The 16,724-nt window shown below is 68.2% G+C and carries 17 protein-coding genes; 5 read left to right on the top strand and 12 right to left on the bottom strand.

The annotated features are described in order from the left end of the window. Positions 1-3: 3 nt before the first annotated feature. From ACZ3HL_RS38805 to ACZ3HL_RS38820, 4 genes are all read right to left on the bottom strand, one after another. Positions 4-1,389, bottom strand: a complete 1,386-nt coding sequence (locus ACZ3HL_RS38805; RefSeq protein ID WP_465536569.1) for a glutamate decarboxylase — start codon at positions 1,387-1,389, stop codon at positions 4-6. A gap of 72 nt (positions 1,390-1,461) precedes the next feature. Then, positions 1,462-1,938, bottom strand: a complete 477-nt coding sequence (locus ACZ3HL_RS38810) for a Dps family protein (protein WP_125679743.1) — start codon at positions 1,936-1,938, stop codon at positions 1,462-1,464. A gap of 52 nt (positions 1,939-1,990) precedes the next feature. Further along, on the bottom strand, positions 1,991-2,413 hold the full coding sequence (locus tag ACZ3HL_RS38815) for an organic hydroperoxide resistance protein (protein WP_016337902.1): 423 nt from the start codon (positions 2,411-2,413) through the stop codon (positions 1,991-1,993). A 139-nt stretch (positions 2,414-2,552) separates the two neighbouring features. Further along, entirely contained in the window at positions 2,553-3,128 is a 576-nt protein-coding gene (locus tag ACZ3HL_RS38820; protein ID WP_465410402.1) for an NADPH-dependent FMN reductase, read from the bottom strand. Between the two features lie 147 nt (positions 3,129-3,275). Here ACZ3HL_RS38820 and ACZ3HL_RS38825 point away from each other — a divergent pair, with 147 nt between their 5' ends. Further along, positions 3,276-4,322, top strand: a complete 1,047-nt coding sequence (locus ACZ3HL_RS38825; RefSeq protein ID WP_465536570.1) for an alpha/beta hydrolase — start codon at positions 3,276-3,278, stop codon at positions 4,320-4,322. A 102-nt stretch (positions 4,323-4,424) separates the two neighbouring features. Here the strand turns inward: ACZ3HL_RS38825 and ACZ3HL_RS38830 are convergent, their stop codons facing one another. Next, on the bottom strand, positions 4,425-4,955 hold the full coding sequence (locus ACZ3HL_RS38830) for a hypothetical protein (RefSeq protein WP_465410401.1): 531 nt from the start codon (positions 4,953-4,955) through the stop codon (positions 4,425-4,427). 432 nt (positions 4,956-5,387) lie between these two features. After that, positions 5,388-6,830: a catalase gene (locus ACZ3HL_RS38835; protein ID WP_465536572.1), complete on the bottom strand. Its 1,443-nt coding sequence runs from the start codon at positions 6,828-6,830 to the stop codon at positions 5,388-5,390. A gap of 207 nt (positions 6,831-7,037) precedes the next feature. Here ACZ3HL_RS38835 and ACZ3HL_RS38840 point away from each other — a divergent pair, with 207 nt between their 5' ends. Beyond that, complete coding sequence (locus ACZ3HL_RS38840) at positions 7,038-8,180, top strand: MFS transporter (protein ID WP_465536644.1); 1,143 nt, start codon at positions 7,038-7,040, stop codon at positions 8,178-8,180. Positions 8,181-8,253: 73 nt separating this feature from the next. Here ACZ3HL_RS38840 and ACZ3HL_RS38845 read toward each other — a convergent pair whose 3' ends face one another. The 4 genes from ACZ3HL_RS38845 to ACZ3HL_RS38860 form a co-directional block, all read right to left on the bottom strand. Next, entirely contained in the window at positions 8,254-8,625 is a 372-nt protein-coding gene (locus ACZ3HL_RS38845) for a hypothetical protein (protein WP_034314657.1), read from the bottom strand. 62 nt (positions 8,626-8,687) lie between these two features. After that, entirely contained in the window at positions 8,688-9,878 is a 1,191-nt protein-coding gene (locus ACZ3HL_RS38850; protein WP_465536574.1) for an RtcB family protein, read from the bottom strand. A gap of 124 nt (positions 9,879-10,002) precedes the next feature. Continuing rightward, entirely contained in the window at positions 10,003-11,043 is a 1,041-nt protein-coding gene (locus ACZ3HL_RS38855; protein ID WP_465536576.1) for an aspartate-semialdehyde dehydrogenase, read from the bottom strand. Then, positions 11,043-12,308: an aspartate kinase gene (locus ACZ3HL_RS38860; RefSeq protein ID WP_465536578.1), complete on the bottom strand. Its 1,266-nt coding sequence runs from the start codon at positions 12,306-12,308 to the stop codon at positions 11,043-11,045. Before ACZ3HL_RS38860 ends, ACZ3HL_RS38855 begins: the two co-directional genes overlap by 1 nt. A gap of 227 nt (positions 12,309-12,535) precedes the next feature. On the opposite strand from ACZ3HL_RS38860, the gene ACZ3HL_RS38865 reads away from it, so the two are divergent. Further along, positions 12,536-13,132 carry a nitroreductase family protein gene (locus ACZ3HL_RS38865; protein ID WP_465536580.1) on the top strand — a complete coding sequence of 199 codons (597 nt, stop codon included), beginning with the start codon at positions 12,536-12,538 and terminating at the stop codon, positions 13,130-13,132. Here ACZ3HL_RS38865 and ACZ3HL_RS38870 read toward each other — a convergent pair. Continuing rightward, on the bottom strand, positions 13,093-14,553 hold the full coding sequence (locus ACZ3HL_RS38870) for an MFS transporter (protein WP_465536582.1): 1,461 nt from the start codon (positions 14,551-14,553) through the stop codon (positions 13,093-13,095). The two genes, ACZ3HL_RS38865 and ACZ3HL_RS38870, sit on opposite strands and share 40 nt — an antisense overlap. Before the next feature lie 103 nt (positions 14,554-14,656). Here ACZ3HL_RS38870 and ACZ3HL_RS38875 point away from each other — a divergent pair, with 103 nt between their 5' ends. Beyond that, positions 14,657-15,487 carry a helix-turn-helix transcriptional regulator gene (locus ACZ3HL_RS38875; protein ID WP_465536584.1) on the top strand — a complete coding sequence of 277 codons (831 nt, stop codon included), beginning with the start codon at positions 14,657-14,659 and terminating at the stop codon, positions 15,485-15,487. Positions 15,488-15,648: 161 nt separating this feature from the next. Continuing rightward, positions 15,649-16,248: a hypothetical protein gene (locus ACZ3HL_RS38880; protein WP_465410394.1), complete on the top strand. Its 600-nt coding sequence runs from the start codon at positions 15,649-15,651 to the stop codon at positions 16,246-16,248. 56 nt (positions 16,249-16,304) lie between these two features. On the opposite strand, the gene ACZ3HL_RS38885 is transcribed toward ACZ3HL_RS38880, so the two are convergent. Next, positions 16,305-16,670, bottom strand: coding sequence for a hypothetical protein (locus tag ACZ3HL_RS38885; RefSeq protein WP_465536586.1), 366 nt, complete (start codon positions 16,668-16,670; stop codon positions 16,305-16,307). Positions 16,671-16,724: the final 54 nt, after the last annotated feature.

Raw genomic sequence — 16,724 nt, forward strand, 5'->3', positions numbered from 1 at the left:
GGCTCAGTGATGGAACGCGGTCCGCTGTCGCGGGCCGTGCTCGAGCTCGGGCAGCAGGCGCCGGAGGTCGGCGAGCAGCAGATCGGCGAGGTCGTGGGTGAAACCGTTGCGCACCACGATCCTCAGCACGGCGAGATCGGTCCGGTTCTCCGGGAACGTGTACGCCGGGACGAGCCAGCCACGTTCGCGAAGCCGCCGTGACACGTCGAAGACGTCGAAGCCCTCGACGTCCGCTTTCGTCGTGAAGGCGAACACGGGCAGCTGGTCGCCTCGCGTCAGCAGTTCGAACGGGCCGAGCGCGGCGATCCCGTCCGCCAGCTGGGTCGCGACGTCACGCGAAGCCTGTTGCACGGCACGGAAACCTTCGCGGCCGAGCCGGACGAACGTGTAGTACTGCGCGGCCACCTCGGCGCCGGGGCGGGAGAAGTTCAGCGCGAAAGTCGGCATGTCGCCACCGAGGTAGTTGACGTTGAAGACGAGCTCCTCCGGCAACGCCTCCTTGTCACGCCACACCACCCAGCCGACACCGGGGTAGACCAGCCCGTACTTGTGCCCGGAGGTGTTGATCGACGCCACCCTCGGCAGGCGGAAGTCCCAGCTCAGGCCGGGGTCGAGGAACGGCGCGATCATCGCGCCCGAAGCGCCGTCGACGTGCACCGGGATGTCCCAGCCGGAGCGTTCCTGCAAGCCGTCGAGCGCGGCGGCGATCTCCGCGACCGGCTCGTAGCTGCCGTCGAACGTGGACCCGAGGATCGCGACGACACCGATCGTGTTCTCGTCGCAGCGGGCGATCGCCTCGTCGGCGGTGAGATGGAAACGGTCGCCGTCCATCGGCACCAGCCGCGGCTCGACCTCCCAGTATTCGCAGAACTTCTCCCAGCAGACCTGGACGTTCGCGCCCATCACCAGATTCGGTTTCCCGGTGCGGCCCAGTTTCGACCAGCGGCGTTTCAACGCCATGCCGGCGAGCATGCAGGCTTCCGACGAACCGGTGGTGGAGCAGCCCATGATCGCGGCAGGATCGGGCGCGTGCCACAGATCGGCGAGGATGTTCACGCAGCGCCGCTCGAGTTCCGCGGTCTGCGGGTACTCGTCCTTGTCGATCATGTTCTTGTCGACGCATTCGGCCATCAGCTCACGGGCCTGCGGCTCCATCCACGTGGTGACGAACGTGGCGAGATTGAGCCGGGCGTTGCCGTCGAGCATCAGCTCGTCGCGCACCAGCTGGAGCGCGGTGTCGGGCGGGAGCGGGTCCTCGGCGAGGCTGTCGTGCGGAAGGCGGATTTTCGCGGCGAGCGCGGGATACGCGCCGGCGTACAGCGGGTTGGCCCCGCTCCTGCGGTCTGGATCGGCGGGCCGATCGGGCGCGGTTCCCTTGTGCAGCACCATGTGTCGAACGGTAGCGGCTCGTGAGCGGTAAGGACGGTTAGAACCGTCCTTACCACTCACGAGGGGGGAGGGTCAGGCCTGCTGCGCCTGCCACATCCAGTGCGCCTTTTCGAGCTCCTGGGTGATCTCGATGAGGAGGTCCTGAGTGACCAGGTCGCTCTTGTCGGTCTCGTCGATGCGCTTGCGCAGCCGCTCGATCAGCGCCGCGAGGATGTCGACGATCGCGGCGACCGTGGACTCGACGGACTGCCAGTTGTCGGGATAGTCCGGCAGGCCGGAGCTCTCCACGACGGCCTTGGCCTGGCCGTTCGGCGAGATACCGATGGCGTTGGCACGCTCGGCGACCTCGTCGACGTACTGGCGCGCGGTGGCGACCAGCTCGTCGAGCTGCAGGTGCGCGCTGCGGAAGTTCGCGCCGACGACGTTCCAGTGGGCCTGCTTCGCGATCAGCGACAGGTCCACCAGATCGACCAGCGTGGCCTGCAAGGCGTTACCGGTGATCTCCTTGTCGGCTTCGCTCAGCGGACTCTTGATCGGAGACTTGCCCATGTTCGGTCTTCCTTTCGTAACCGGTTCGGGAATGGACCTGCCGCGGCCGGGATCAGACCGTCGCGGACAGGGCGACCTCGATGTTGCCGCGGGTCGCGTTCGAGTAGGGGCACACCTGGTGCGCCTGCTCGACGAGCTGATCGGCCTGCGCCTGCTCCAGGCCGGGCAGCGAAACCTTGAGTGCCACGCCAAGACCGAAGCCCGCGCCCTGCTTGAGCACGCTGACCTCGGCGGTCACGGTGGAACCGTCCAACGTCACCTTCGCCTGGCGCGCGACGAGCTGCAACGCGGAGTGGAAACAGGCGGAATAGCCGGCGGCGAAGAGCTGCTCGGGGTTGGTCTTGTCGCCGCCCGGGCCGCCCATCTCCTTCGGGATCGCCAGCGACTCGTCGATGACGCCGTCAGAGGACGTGACCTCACCGTTGCGGCCGTCGCCGCGAGCGGTGGCCACAGCGGTGTACAGAGCCTCAGCCATTCTTCGCCTACCTCCTGGTCTCGAAGACACGCCCCGTTGAGCGTCTCTTCGGTGTCAACGTCCCGCAACCGCGAAACCTTGCCACCCCATGGCAGGCATCACGTCCGGCGATTACCCGGACGGAGACCGGAGCAAACGACTAGTGACCGGCGCGACTCAGCGCGAACTCCGCGACCTGGGTTCCGATCAGGCGGAGCGTGCGGACGCTCTTCTCGTCCGAGGCGCCGCCTGCTTCGTCGAACTTGGTCTCGGCGGTGTTGATCGAACCACCCAAAGGGGTGGCCCAGCCGCGTAGGGCGTGCGTGATCGTGCGCAGCTGCTCCAGCGTGGTGACCGCGGCCTGCCAGCCGTACGCGACGGCGGCGAGGCCGACCGCGCGGCCGTCGAGATACGGGCGGGCGTCGTCGCGCAGGTCTTCGACGTAGTCCAGGGCGTTCTTGACCAGTCCGGACAGCGCGCCGTGGTAGCCGGGCGAGACGACGACGATCCCGTCGGCGCGGCGGATCGCTTCGACCAGCCGGGTGGCCCGCTCGTGCCGCTCGGCCAACGCGGTGTCGTAGAACGGCAACACCAATCCGGGCCCGGAGATCAGCTCGGTGGTGACTCCGGCTTCGGCCGCGGCGCCGAGCGCGATGCGCAGCGCACGCTCGGATTGCGAACCCTCCCGGAGGGAGCCGCCGATACCGAGGACATGCACCGCGTTCGTCGAAGTCACGCTTTCGAGGCTAACCCCTCTACTTAAGTGGAGGACCAGGATCTGGAACCGAGTCCTGCGTCACACCCGTTCGCCGCAAGGCCGCGGTCCCCGCTGGACGGCTTACCTACTCGAAAGTAACCTGACGGGAAGCCCCCAGGAGGAAGCATGGCGATACCGCTCCAGATCCGTGCCGAGGCCGCGTTCTCACAGCTGGCGTTCTGGCTCCCGAAGCCGGTCAGACGGGCCATCGCGGGACCGCCCCTCCGCCTGGACGGACAGGAACTCGCGCTGGACGCCCAGCTCCTGCTCCGCCTGCAGAAGCTGGCGAAGGCGTCGCTGGTGCGGGGAACCGTCGAAGAATCGCGCAGCATGCTCCTGGCGAGCAGGCATCTGGTCAGCGGGCCGACGATCGAACCGGTCGCCACCAGGGAGCTGCTCATCCCCACGGGTGACGGCGACGTACCCGCCACGCTCTACACGCCTGCCGGACTGCCGGATCCGTCCGGGCTGCTGGTGTTCTTCCACGGCGGCGGCTGGGTGGTCGGCAGCCGGGTCTCCCACGACAACTCCGTCCGCTACCTCGCGAAACAGGCGGGCGTGCGGGTTCTTTCGGTGGAGTACCGGCTCGCCCCGGAGACGCGCTTCCCCGGCGCCACCGAAGACGCGATCGCGGCGTTCGAGTACGCCTTCGCGAAAGCGCGGGACCTGGGCGCCGACCCGGCGCGCATCGCCGTCGGCGGCGACAGCGCGGGCGGGAATCTCGCCGCGGTGACCGCTCAGCAGGCGGTGAAACGCGGCGGCGGGGTCCCGGCGTTCCAGCTGCTGTTCTATCCGGCGACCGATTTCACCGTGCGCCGCCGCTCCCGGGAATTGTTCGCGGAGGACCTGTTCCTCACCGATTCGGATATGACCTGGTTCGAAGGACATTACGTGCCGAAGGGCACCGATCTGTACAACCCGAAACTGTCACCGCTGCACGGTGACGTTTCCGGACTGCCGCCCGCGTATATCGCGACGGCCGGTTTCGATCCGCTGCGCGACGAGGGCGAGGCTTACGCGGAGAAATTGCGGAAGGCCGGGGTCCCGGTGGCGCTCAGCCGCCAGCCGGACCTGATCCACGGGTACATCAACTTCCTCGGCGTCGGACGGCGGTTCCGTGAGGCGACGGCCGAAGCGGCGGGAGCCCTGCGGCTGGGTCTCGCGCCGAAGTGAAAGCCAGAGCCCGAGTGAGGAGAAATGTCCCCACCCGGGCTCCGGCCCCCATATCGTGGCCCGCCGCCCTGCACGGCGGAACCTGACGACTCCCTCGATCTCCTAGGGCGTGGGAAGCGGTACGGGCGGGACCGGCAGCGGCGGGACAGGGAGTCCGCCGAGCAGGCCCGCGAGGATGCCGGTCACGGCCGTGAGCAGGGCTTTCACCAGGTCACTGACGATCTTCAACGGTCCGGGAAGGTCCGGGAGCGAGGGGATCGGCACGGGCAGCGGCGGCAGCTGGCGCGCCTTCGCCGTCGGGTCGGCCAGCAGCCTGCTGGACTCGACGGAGCGGCCCTTGGCCAGGTCGCCGAGCTTCTGCGTTTCGGTCTGGATCTGGTAGCGCTTGCCCGCGGCGATGTCACCGAGGACGGGGCTGAGCTTGTCCAAGTCCGCCCGCGTCTTGGCGACGTCGCCGGCGTAGGCCACCTTGGTGAGGCCGTCTCGCATCTGCAGCACCTGCGCGGCGAGCGCCTGCGTGTTCGACGAGCCCTTCCCACCATCGGTGCTAGCCGTAGCGGCGCCGGCTGAGGCCACCGCCAACAGACTGCCTGCGGCGACCGCGGCAATCGTCCGGGCAATGTTGCCTTTCATTCCCTTACCTCCTGGCCTCTGGGACCTGACGAGGTAAATCGATACCCGCCGTATCGGCCGAACACCACCCGATCACCGGTTGGAACACTTTTCTAACCCTTACGTGCCGGATTCATTCCCGACCAAGACCCCCGCAATTGATTAACGTCGAAATCTTGTGCTTCCCCCTGAAGATCATCATTTTCGCGCCGTTTTATGACCACCTGTGACCGATCGACACGGTGGTGCGGCTCGTTCACCCACAGCGGTGTAAACGGTGATCGTTTGGCTTCATCACTCCGTCGGACAGGCGTGTCGCGCTGCTCCACTCGGGTTGTCCCCCACGCACGCCACGCCCTCTTCTGGTTTCACATGCGAGTGGGGACATGGGAACGCCCCCGGTGCGGGCACCGGGGGCGTTCAGTGGTGGGAGCAGCCTCTCGAAAGAGGTCCTTACTCGCGGAAAGCGGCCGCGACCTTGTCGCCGAGGTCCTTGTCGACGTTCCGCCAATACTCGAAGACCCGCTCGAGCACCGGGCGCGAGACGTCGTTCGAAGCGTGGCCGATGATGTTGCCCGCGAGCCGCTCGCGCTGCGCGTCGTCCATCACGTCGCGGACGAGCGTGCCCGGCTGGCCGAAGTCGTCGTCCTCGACGTGGAGCCGGTACGCCGACCGGATGACCTCGTCCTCGACGCCGTAGCCCGAAGCGGTCTCGGCGGCGATCTCCGCGTTCGCGTGCGGGCCGCCGTAGGAGTTCGGCGCGTACACCGGGTCGCCGGGGTTGCTGTAGCGCATCGCGCCGTCACGCGAGTAGCTGTTCACCGGGGACTTCGGCGCGTTGACCGGCAGCTGCGTGTAGTTCGCGCCGATCCGGTAGCGGTGGGCGTCCGGGTACGCGAACAGGCGGCCCTGCAGCATCTTGTCCGGCGACGGGCCGATCCCCGGCACCAGGTTGGACGGCTCGAAAGCGGCCTGCTCGATCTCCGCGAAATAGTTCGCCGGATTGCGGTCGAGCACCCAGCGGCCGACCTTGATCAGCGGGTAGTCGCCCTTCGGCCACACCTTGGTCAGGTCGAACGGGTTGAAGCGGTAGTCCGCGGCCTCGGCGTACGGCATCACCTGGACGTACAGGGTCCAGCTGGGGTGGTTGCCCTGCTTGATGTTCTTGAACAGGTCGCGGATGTAGTAGTCGGAGTCCTCGCCGGCGATCCGGTCCGCCTCGGCCTGGGTCAGGTAGCCGATGCCCTGGTCGGTCTTGAAGTGGTACTTGACCCAGAACTTCTCGCCGCCGGCGTTCTCCCACAGGTAGGTGTGCGAGCCGAAGCCGTCCATCTCCCGCCAGTTCGACGGGATGCCGCGGTCGCCCATCAGCCAGGTGACCTGGTGCGCGGACTCGGGCCGCAGCGTCCAGAAGTCCCACTGGATGTCGTGGTCGCGCAGGTGGTTGTCGGCGCGGCGCTTCTGCGAGTGGATGAAGTCGGGGAACTTGATCGGGTCGCGGATGAAGAACACCGGGGTGTTGTTGCCGACGAGGTCGTAGTTGCCCTCGGAGGTGTAGAACTTCACCGCGAAACCGCGCGGGTCGCGCCACGTGTCGGGCGAGCCGTTCTCCCCGGCGACCGAGGAGAACCGGACCAGGCTCTCGGTGCGCACGCCCGGCTGGAACAGCGCGGCCTTCGTGAACTGACTGACGTCCTCGGTGACTTCGAGGAAGCCGTGCGCGCCGCCGCCCTTGGCGTGGACGACGCGCTCGGGCACCCGCTCACGGTTGAACTGGGCGTTCTTCTCGATCAGGTAGTGGTCCTGGAGCAGGATCGGGCCGTTGGCACCTGCCGTCAGGGAGTCGTTGTCGCTCGCGACGGGGATGCCCACGTTGTTCGTGGTCGGCAGGGTCACGCCGGTGCCTCCTGGTTCGTGGTGGTGAGCGGTCAGTCCTCCCCACCTTCTCGCCCAATCTGGAATCAGTCAAGAAAACACCCCGGTCCGGGTGATCCCGGCTACGCGAAAAAAACTTGCACGCGCGTACCAAGTTACGTTCTCATCGGACGTATGGCCCTCGCTCCGTATCGTCGCGTGTTAGCCGTGCCCGGAGTTCCCAGCTCGATGCTGCTGATGTTCCTGGCCCGGCTCCCGATGACGGCCATGGGCGTGACGATGACGCTGTACGTGGTCAACGACCTTGGCCGCGGCTACGGCGCGGCCGGGCTGGTCGGCGCCGCCACCACGCTCGGCAGCGCGATCGGGGCACCGCTCGTCGGCCGGTACGTCGACCGCTACGGGCTGCGGCCGGTGGTCGCGATCTGCGGGCTGGCCTCGTCGACGTTCTGGATCAGCGCGCCGCATCTGCCCTATCAGGTGCTGCTCGCGGTCGCGCTCCCCGCCGGCGTGCTCTCGGTACCCGCCGGGACGCTCGCGCGGCTGGTGCTCACCGCGCTCGTGCCGCTCGAACAACGGCGGGCGGCCTACTCGCTGGACACGATCCTGGTGGAGGCGTCGTTCATGATCGGGCCGTCGGCCGGGATCATGGCGATCACGCAACTGCCCGCGGTGTACGCGCTCACCGGGATCGGGGTCTGCTTCGCGCTTTCGGCGACGCTGATCTACCGGCAGAACCCGCCGATCCGCGCCGAGGCCGACGCCGAGGTGCTCACCGGGGAGCGGCCGCCCGTGCGGAGCTGGCTCACCGGACGGCTCGTGATGGCGATGTTCATCGCCGCCGGAGCACTGTTCTGCCTGGTCGGCATGGAACTCGCCGCGCTGGCGACCTTGCGCGCGAGCGGTGACATCGCCTGGTCCGGGCTGCTGATCACGTTCATGTGCGTCGCGTCGGTCCTCGGCGGGGCGATCCACGGCGCGGTCCGGCGGTCGCTTTCGCAGGGCACGTTGATGCTGCTGCTCGCGGTGCTCACCCTGCCGGTCGGGCTGATCGCCGAGCCGTGGTGGCTGCTGGCGATCGTGCTCTTCCCGAGCAACGTGCTGTGCGCGCCGACGCTCGCGGCGAGCACGGAGACGGTCAGCGCCGCGGCGCCCGCCCGCGTGCGCGGTGAGGCGATGGGCCTGCTGGACGCGGCCAGCCGGATCGGGCTGGCGATCGGGAGCCCGATCATCGGGTTCGCGATCGACCACTCCAGCCCGGGCTGGGGTTTCGCGGCCTCGGCGCTGGGCGCGCTGGCGATCGCTTCGGTAGGCCTGTTCTGGCGCCGCTCCCGCACCCCCGCCCCGGTACCCGCGCTCACTTCCTCCTGACGCGTTTCGTCCTCTGGATGCGGTCGTTGCGCGTGCAACTACCGCATCCAGAGGACTAAATGCGAGAGATGGGTCAGGCGCAGACCTTCCGGAGGGCTTCCAGCTGCTCGAGGTTGCGCTTGGTCCAGTCCGCGACCTTGCCCGCGTCCTGGATGTTCTCCTTCTGGACCTGCAGGTACGAGTCCGCCATACCGGTGAGCGCGCCCGCCACGTTCTGCTCGCCGACGCTGCCCGCCAGCTCGCGCAGGCGCTTCTCCTTGTCCGCGGCACGCTCCTTGAGCGTCGCCGGGTCCGGATTGAGGTCGGCGAGGCTGAGCGCCTCGGCGCAGGCGCTGACCTTCGTCGCCGCCTTGTTCGTCTGATCGACCGCGTTCGTGACCTCGCTGCAGCCCGCCAGCGCGAGCCCGGCGGCCGCCAGGAGCGCCGCGATTCCCAACCTCTTCATGAGAACCACAGTAGCGAGAACGTGGGTGGTATGTCGGGTTCCCCCGGCATACCACCCACGTTTCAGCCCTTCACGCAGACGACCTGCTTGAGGTGCGCGACCACCTCGACGAGATCCGTCTGCGCCTTGATCACCGTTTCGATGTCCTTGTACGCGGCCGGGATCTCGTCCACCACACCGGAGTCCTTACGGCATTCCACACCCGCGGTCTGCGCGGCGAGGTCCTCGGCGGTGTACAGCTTCTTGGCCTTGTTCCGCGACATCCGGCGGCCCGCGCCGTGCGACGCGGACTGGAAGGACGACTCGTTCCCGAGACCGCGCACGATGTACGAACCGGTGCCCATGCTGCCCGGGATGATCCCGAGATCGCCCGAGCCCGCGCGGATCGCGCCCTTGCGGGTCACCAGAAGGTCGACGCCGTCGTAGGTCTCTTCGGCGACGTAGTTGTGGTGGCAGCTGATCGCGTCGTCGAACGTCGTCCGCGGCACGACGTCCTTCAGCGCCTGCTTCACGAGCGCGACCATGGTGGCGCGGTTGCGCGCCGCGTAGTCCTGCGCCCAGAACAGGTCACGCCGGTACGCCTGCATCTCGGGCGTGCCCGCGACGAACACCGCGAGATCCGGGTCCGGCAGGTCCGCGTTGTGCGGCAGCTTCCGCGCGACGGCCATATGCCGTTCCGCGAGTTCCTTGCCGATGTTGCGCGAACCGGAGTGCAGCATCAGCCACACGCGGCCTTCGTCCTCGCCGCCCTGTTCGAGGCAGACCTCGATGAAGTGGTTGCCGCCACCGAGGCTCCCGATCTGGCGCGACGCGCGGTTGTGCAGGTCCTGGACGCCGGGATGCAGGTCGCCGAAGGACTTCCAGAACGCGTCCCAGCCGCCGACACCGTGCACCTTCGCCGGGTTCACCGGGGTCTTGTGCAGGCCGAACCCGACCGGGACGGCCGATTCGATCCGGCGGCGGAGCTTCAGCAGGTCGTCGGGCAGGTCGGCGGCGGTGAGCGAGGTCCGCACCGCGCTCATCCCGCAGCCGATGTCCACGCCGACGGCGGCCGGGGACACCGCGTCGCGCATCGCGATCACGCTGCCGACGGTCGCGCCCTTGCCGTAGTGGACGTCGGGCATGACCGCGACGCCGTGCACCCACGGCAGGTTGGCGACGTTGTGCAGCTGTCGCATGGCTTGGTCCTCGACCGATGTGGGGTCCGCCCACATCCGGATCGGAACCCGCGAGCCTTCGACCGCCGTGTACATGATTTTCCCTTCGTGGAAACGTTTGTCACCACAGAGCATGCACCGGCCGAAGGCCCCCGACAACGCAATTAGCCACCTACCTGCCTGGATCGGGGGCAAGTAGGTGGCCAATTGTGTTGAAGCGTCAGGAGTTCGCCGCGACCAGTTCCGCGATCTGCACGGCGTTGAGCGCCGCGCCCTTCCGCAGGTTGTCGTTCGACAGGAACAGCACCAGACCGCGACCGCCGTCGACGCCCGGGTCCGACCGCAGCCGCCCGACGTACGACGGGTCCTGGCCGGCGGCCTGCAGCGGCGTCGGGATGTCCGACAGCTCCACGCCGGGGGCACCGGCCAGCAGCTCGGTCGCGCGGGCGACCGAAAGCGGCTGCGAGAACTCGGCGTTGATCGAGATCGAGTGCCCCGAGAACACCGGCACCCGCACACAGGTGCACGAGACACGCAGCTCCGGGATGCTCAGGATCTTGCGGCTCTCGTTGCGGAACTTCTTCTCTTCGTCCGTTTCGAACTCACCGTCGTCCACAATGGACCCGGCCAGCGGGAGGACGTTGTGCGCGATGGGCCGCGCGTACTTCTTCGGCTCGGGGAAGGCCACCGCCGCGCCGTCGTGGGTCAGCGCGCCCGCGTTCGCCGCCGCCGCGGCGAGCTGCCCTTCCAGCTCCTCCACGCCGGCTAGCCCGCTGCCGGACACGGCCTGGTAGGTGCTGGCGACCAGCCGCACCAAGCCCGCTTCGGCGTGCAGCGGCTTGAGCACCGGCATAGCGGCCATGGTGGTGCAGTTGGGATTCGCGATGATCCCCTTGCGCGCTTCCTTGATCGCCTCCGGATTGACCTCGCTCACGATCAGCGGGACGTCCGGGTCCATCCGCCACGCCGACGAGTTGTCGATCACCGTGGCACCGGCCGCGGCGAACCGCTCCGCCTGCGCCTTGGAGGTCGCGCCACCGGCGGAGAACACCGCGATGTCCAAACCGGACGGATCCGCGGTCGTCGCGTCCTCGATGACGATTTCCTCGTCGCGCCAAGGAAGCTTCGAACCGGCGGACCGCGCCGAAGCGAAGTACCGCATTTCGGCGACCGGGAAATTCCGTTCGGCCAGCAGACGGCGCATCACGCCGCCGACCTGACCGGTCGCCCCGACGACCCCTACCCGCAAACCTTCCGGCATCAGCGACCACTCCCCGCGTAGACGACGGCTTCTTCATCGCCGCCGAGTTCGAACGCCTCGTGGATCGCGCGCACCGCGTCGTCGAGCTGCGCGTCCCGGATCAGCACCGAGATCCGGATCTCCGAGGTGTTGATGATTTCGATGTTGACGCCCGACTGCGCGAGCGCTTCGCAGAACGTCGCCGTGACACCGGGGTGCGAACGCATCCCCGCGCCGACGAGCGACACCTTGCCGACGTGGTCGTCGTAGAGGACCGACTCGAAGCCGATCTCGTCCTTGATCTTCTCCAGCGACTGGACGGCCCTGGCCCCGTTGGCCTTCGACAGGGTGAAGGTGATGTCCGTGCGGCCCGAGACGGTGCTGGACACGTTCTGCAGCACCATGTCGATGTCGATCTCGTCGTCGGCGATCACCCGGAAGATCCTGGCGGCGGCGCCGGCGTGGTCCGGCACTCCGGTCACCGTGATCTTGGCTTCGGAGCGGTCGTGCGCCACACCGGTGATCAACGCTTGTTCCACGGGGATCTCCTCGATAGAACCGGTCACCGTGGTGCCCGGCTTGTCACTGTAGGAAGAACGGACTCGGATCGGGACGCCGTAGCGGCGCGCGTACTCCACCGAGCGCAGGTGCAGGATCTTCGACCCGCTCGCCGCCAGCTCCAGCATCTCCTCGTAGGCGATGGTGTCGAGTTTGCGCGCGTCGGACACGACCCGGGGGTCGGCGGTGTACACACCGTCCACATCGGAATAGATCTCGCAGACGTCGGCGTTCAGCGCGGCGGCCAGCGCGACGGCGGTGGTGTCCGAACCCCCGCGGCCGAGGGTGGTGATGTCCTTGGTGTCCTGCGACACGCCCTGGAACCCCGCCACCAGCGCGATGTAGCCCTGGTCGAGGGCTTCCGTCACCCGGCTGGGGCTGACGTCGATGATCCGCGCGTTGCCGTGCACCGACGTCGTCACCACACCGGCCTGCGAGCCGGTGAACGACCAGGCCTCCGCGCCCTGCGCCGAAATCGCCATCGCCACCAGGGAGTTGGAGATGCGCTCACCCGCGGTGAGCAGCATGTCCATCTCGCGTTCCGGCGGCGCCGGGTTGACCTGCTGAGCCAGGTCGAGCAGCTCGTCGGTCGTGTCGCCCATGGCGGAGCAGACGACGACCACGTCGTTGCCCGCCTTCTTGGTGGCGACGATGCGTTCCGCGACGCGTTTGATCCGGTCGGCACTTTCCAGCGACGAACCGCCGTACTTCTGGACCACGAGGGCCACGCCCGAACCTCCTCGACGGGCCGGGCGTGCTCCTCGTGGGCACCGAGGAGCCCCCGCGTCCCTTATTTGGGCGAAAGCCTACCGGGGTGACGCGCGCTCGCCACCCTCGTAAGTGGTCCTGACCACCACTTCGAGGACTCCGGGAAGTAAATCTTCCTTGACACCAACGAAATACTCGGAGGGCTTTCGCTTTAGTGACGGAGAGCACCCCTTGTTATCGTCCCGTCGTGAAGAAACCCGCGGACACAAGTACCCCGATCGCGTCGATCCTGGCCCATCGCTGGAGCCCGCGCGCTTACGACGAGTCAGCGATCGTCACCGAAGACCAGCTCCGCGCGCTGCTCGAAGCTGCCCGCTGGGCGCCGTCGTTCGGCAACACCCAGCCCGCCCGTTACCTGGTCGGCCTGCGGGGCACGCCGTCGTTCGACCGCATCCTCTCGACGCTCAACTCGGGCAATCGCGCGTGGGCCCATCGCGCCGGGCTGCTGCTGATCGGCGTGATGGTGACCACGAACGAGAAGGGCGACGTCCCGTACGCCGAGTACGGACTGGGGCTGGCGAGCGAGAACCTCGTGCTCCAAGCGGTCGACCTCGGCCTGATCGCGCACCAGATGGCTGGCTTCTCCGCCGAAGCGGCGAAGGACTTCTTCGGCCTCCCCGACGACGTCATCCCCAAGGTCGCGATCGCCGTCGGCTCGCCCGCGGACCCCTCCGTGCTCGAAGAGGACTGGCGGATCGAGCGTGAGAAGGCGCCGCGCGAGCGAGTCCCGCTGGCTGAATTCGCCTATGCCGACGCTTGGGGCACCAGCGCTTTCGACGGCTGAGGGAGCCAGCGCAGGGCGAGGACCCCGAGCCCGGCGTGCAGGAGGCTCAGCACCGCGACGGCGGTGTGGAGGCCCGCGACGAAGGCCTCCTTCGCGTCAAGAGCGGCTGCGGGCGCGATCTCGAGGGTTTCGCCGAGTGTCGGCGCGAGGTCCGGGCCCGCCAGACGGAACACCAGCGCGGCGAGCGAGCCCATCAGCGCGATCCCCAGGGCGTTGCCGATCTCGTTGCTCGTTTCCGCGATCGCGCCCGCCGCACCCGCGCGCTCGGTGGGCACCGCGGCGACGGCCGTGTCCGCCACCACGCTGAACGAGATGCCGTAACCGACACCGGCGACCACCGTCGAAGCGACGTACCAGCCCACCCCGCCCGTCACCCCGGTCAGGAGCAGCAGCGCCAGTCCCGCGGCGATGGAGAAATGGCAGACGATCAGTGCCGCGCGTGCGCCGATCCGGTCGACCAGCGCGGGTGTGACGACGCACATGATCGTGAGCACGGCGGCGCCCGGCAGCGCCAGCAGCGCCGCGTGCAGGACCGGCAGGCCGAGCACGGACTGCAGGTGGATCCCCGACAGATACGCGGCCGCCGACCACGCCGCCAAGGGCAGCAGCCCCGTGACGATCGCGATCGTGAAGACGCGGTCGCGGAACAGGGAGAACTCGATCAGCGGGTACTCCAGACCACGCTGACGCCGGGCGAACCACACCAGCAGCGCGGCGCCGGCGATCGCCGCGGAGACCGCGGTGACGGACAGGCCGTCGGCGGCCGCGTGCTTGATCCCGTAGATCGCGAGCAGCAGACCGGCCGCGGAGAGCACGACGCTCAGCACGTCGACGCGCCCCTTCCCGGCGGCCCGCACCTCCCGCAGCAGTACTGGCGCGAGCGCCAGGAACACCGCGATCACCGGCAGGTTGACCAGGAAGACCGAGCCCCACGGGAACCGTTCCAGCAGGACACCGCCGACGACCGGGCCGATCGCGAACCCGGCGGCGAACGCGGCCGCGAAGATCCCGATGGCCCGCGCCCGGCGTCGCGCGTCGGGGAAGAGCTCGCTCAGCACCGCCAGCGCGGACGGCAGGAGGGTCGCTCCCGCCAGCCCCATCAGGGCGCGGAACGCGATGAGCAGTCCGGGATCCGGCGCGAACGCGGCGCCTGCCGAACCGATGCCGAACACCGCGGCGCCGATCATCAGCAGCTTCAGCCGTCCGTACCGGTCGCCGATGTTGCCGAACGCGATCAGCAGCGAGCCGACCGCGAAACCGTAGACGTCGAGGATCCACAACGCCTGGTCGGCCGTGGGGGTGAGCGCCTGGCTGATCCTGGGCATCGCGAGGAACAGGATCGACCCGTCCATGGAGACCAGGAACACCGGGCAGAGGATCACCAGCAGGCCGAACCAGGCCCGGGAGTGCTGTCGTGTCATACCTTCGACGATGTGCCGCCGCCGCCGGGACAACCATCCCCGTGCCATGGGTACACCTCGCGGGTACACCCACGCGGCGGGCGGAATACCTAGGCTCGGAGTCATGGAAAGCCTCGGCGTGTACCTCAAAAGCCGTCGTGACCGGGTGACGCCCGCCGAGATCGGCCTGCGCACCTACGGCACTTCACGCCGTGTGCCCGGTCTGCGGCGCGAGGAGCTCGCACAGCTCGCCGGAGTGAGCGCCGGGTACTACACGCGGCTGGAGCAAGGACTGGCCGAAACCGCTTCACGGCAGGTGCTCGACGCGCTCGCCCGCGCGCTGCGGCTCGACGACGTCGAGACCGGCCATCTGCACAACCTCGCCCGGCAGACCTCTCTCCCGAAGTTGTCGGATCCCGGTCCGGAAGATCCACACCCACGGGTCCTCGCGCTGCTGGAGAACCTCGGCGAGGCCGTGCCCGCCCTCGTCTTCGGCCGCCGCGGCGACGTCCTCGCGTGGAACCACGCCGGGCACACGCTCATGGCCGAGCACCTCGATTTCGACGCGCCGCGGGATCCCGAACGGCGGCCGTCGCTCCCGCGCATGTTCTTCCTCGACCCGCTGACCCGCGAGCTGCACCGGAACCGGGCCGAACTCGCGCCGATCCACGTCGCCTACCTGCGGCTGACCGCGGGCCGCTACCCCACCGACGCGCGCCTTGCCGCGCTCATCGGCGAACTTTCGATGCGCAGCGACGAATTCGCGACGCTGTGGGCGACCGGTGACGTCGCCGACTGCACCGTCGGCGCCATGCGCCTGCGGCATCCGACGGTCGGCGCGGTCGACGTCGACTACCAGGTGTGGCTCCAGCCCGACAGCCCCGACCACCGGCTGGAGATCTACACGCCGAAGGATCCGGGATCCGCCGACGCGCTGAAGATCCTTCGCTATTGAGCGGTGGGGCGGTGAGGCCAGGTGAGGACGTTGCGAAAGCCACTTTCGCAACCCACCCAGGTCGACCGAAGTACATGAAGGCCAAGTTTCCCCGGCTCAGCCGAGGGAAGGGGCCTTCGCGCGCGAGCGGTACCGGCTCACACTCTCGCTAACCTGGGGTCATGGGGGCATTTCGCGCGCTGATCCGCAACGAATCCCGCACGATGGCCGGGCTCTGGCTGTACGTCAGACGGCGTAAGGACGGTATCGACGGGGACGCCGTCGCGGTGCCGTACGGCGCGGACGGCAAGTCGATCTTCATCGTGCTGGCGGTGGTGAGCGCCGTCGAAGCCGGTCTCTTCTGGCTGATCGACTTCGGGCTCATCGTCGACCTGCTGCTGCTCGTCCTGGGCGTGTACTCGGCGCTGCTCGTGTTCGGGGTCTACGCCGGCACCGTCGTCCGGCCGCACGTGATCTCGTCACGTGAGGTGCGGGTGCGCTACAGCTCCTTTTACGACGTGCGGATTCCCCGGGAGAACGTCGCCTCGCTGCGGCATTCGAAGGAGAGCCACGACCCACTCAAAGCGCGGAAGTTCAGCGACGAAACCTGGCTCAGCCACGACAACTTCTACGAGACCAACCTGATCGCCGAACTGCGCGAGCCGATCACGGTGACCCGGCCGCTCGGCGCGACCGAGACCGTCCGCGTCGTGAAGTTCCAGGCGGACGACCCGAAGGCCGCCGTCGAGGCCTACGAACGGCTCTCCCCCGACCGCATTTAGTCCTCTGAATGCGGTAGTTGCCCGTGCAACGACCGCATTCAGAGGACTAAATGCGGCTAGTTCGCGCCGCCGACCCGCCGGATGATCTTCGCGAGGATGCCGGTGACGACCATCCAGAAGATCGCGGCGATGCCGTAGTTGATCAGCACGCGGAGCTTGGCGTCTTCGGGCATGAAGAGGTCCTTGAAGCCGAGCAGGAGTCCGTCGGCCCAGCCGCGGACGAACGACACGATGCCGTTGTCGGGGTTCGCCTCGCCGATCACGAAGACGACGTGCAGCACGAGGATGGCCGCGAAGATCAACCCGATCCAGCGGACCACGCTCGCCAGTATCCCGGCCGCGCGACCACCGCCCGCTCGCCAGTCGACCTTGCGTCTGGTCGGCTGATCAGCGGTTTCCTTCTCTTCAGCGTGCTCGCCCATGCCGGGCAGTGTGGCACGCCGCCTGGTCCGATTGCTACCCGCGAGTAACCCGAA

Source organism: Amycolatopsis sp. NPDC000009 (genome assembly GCF_055563465.1).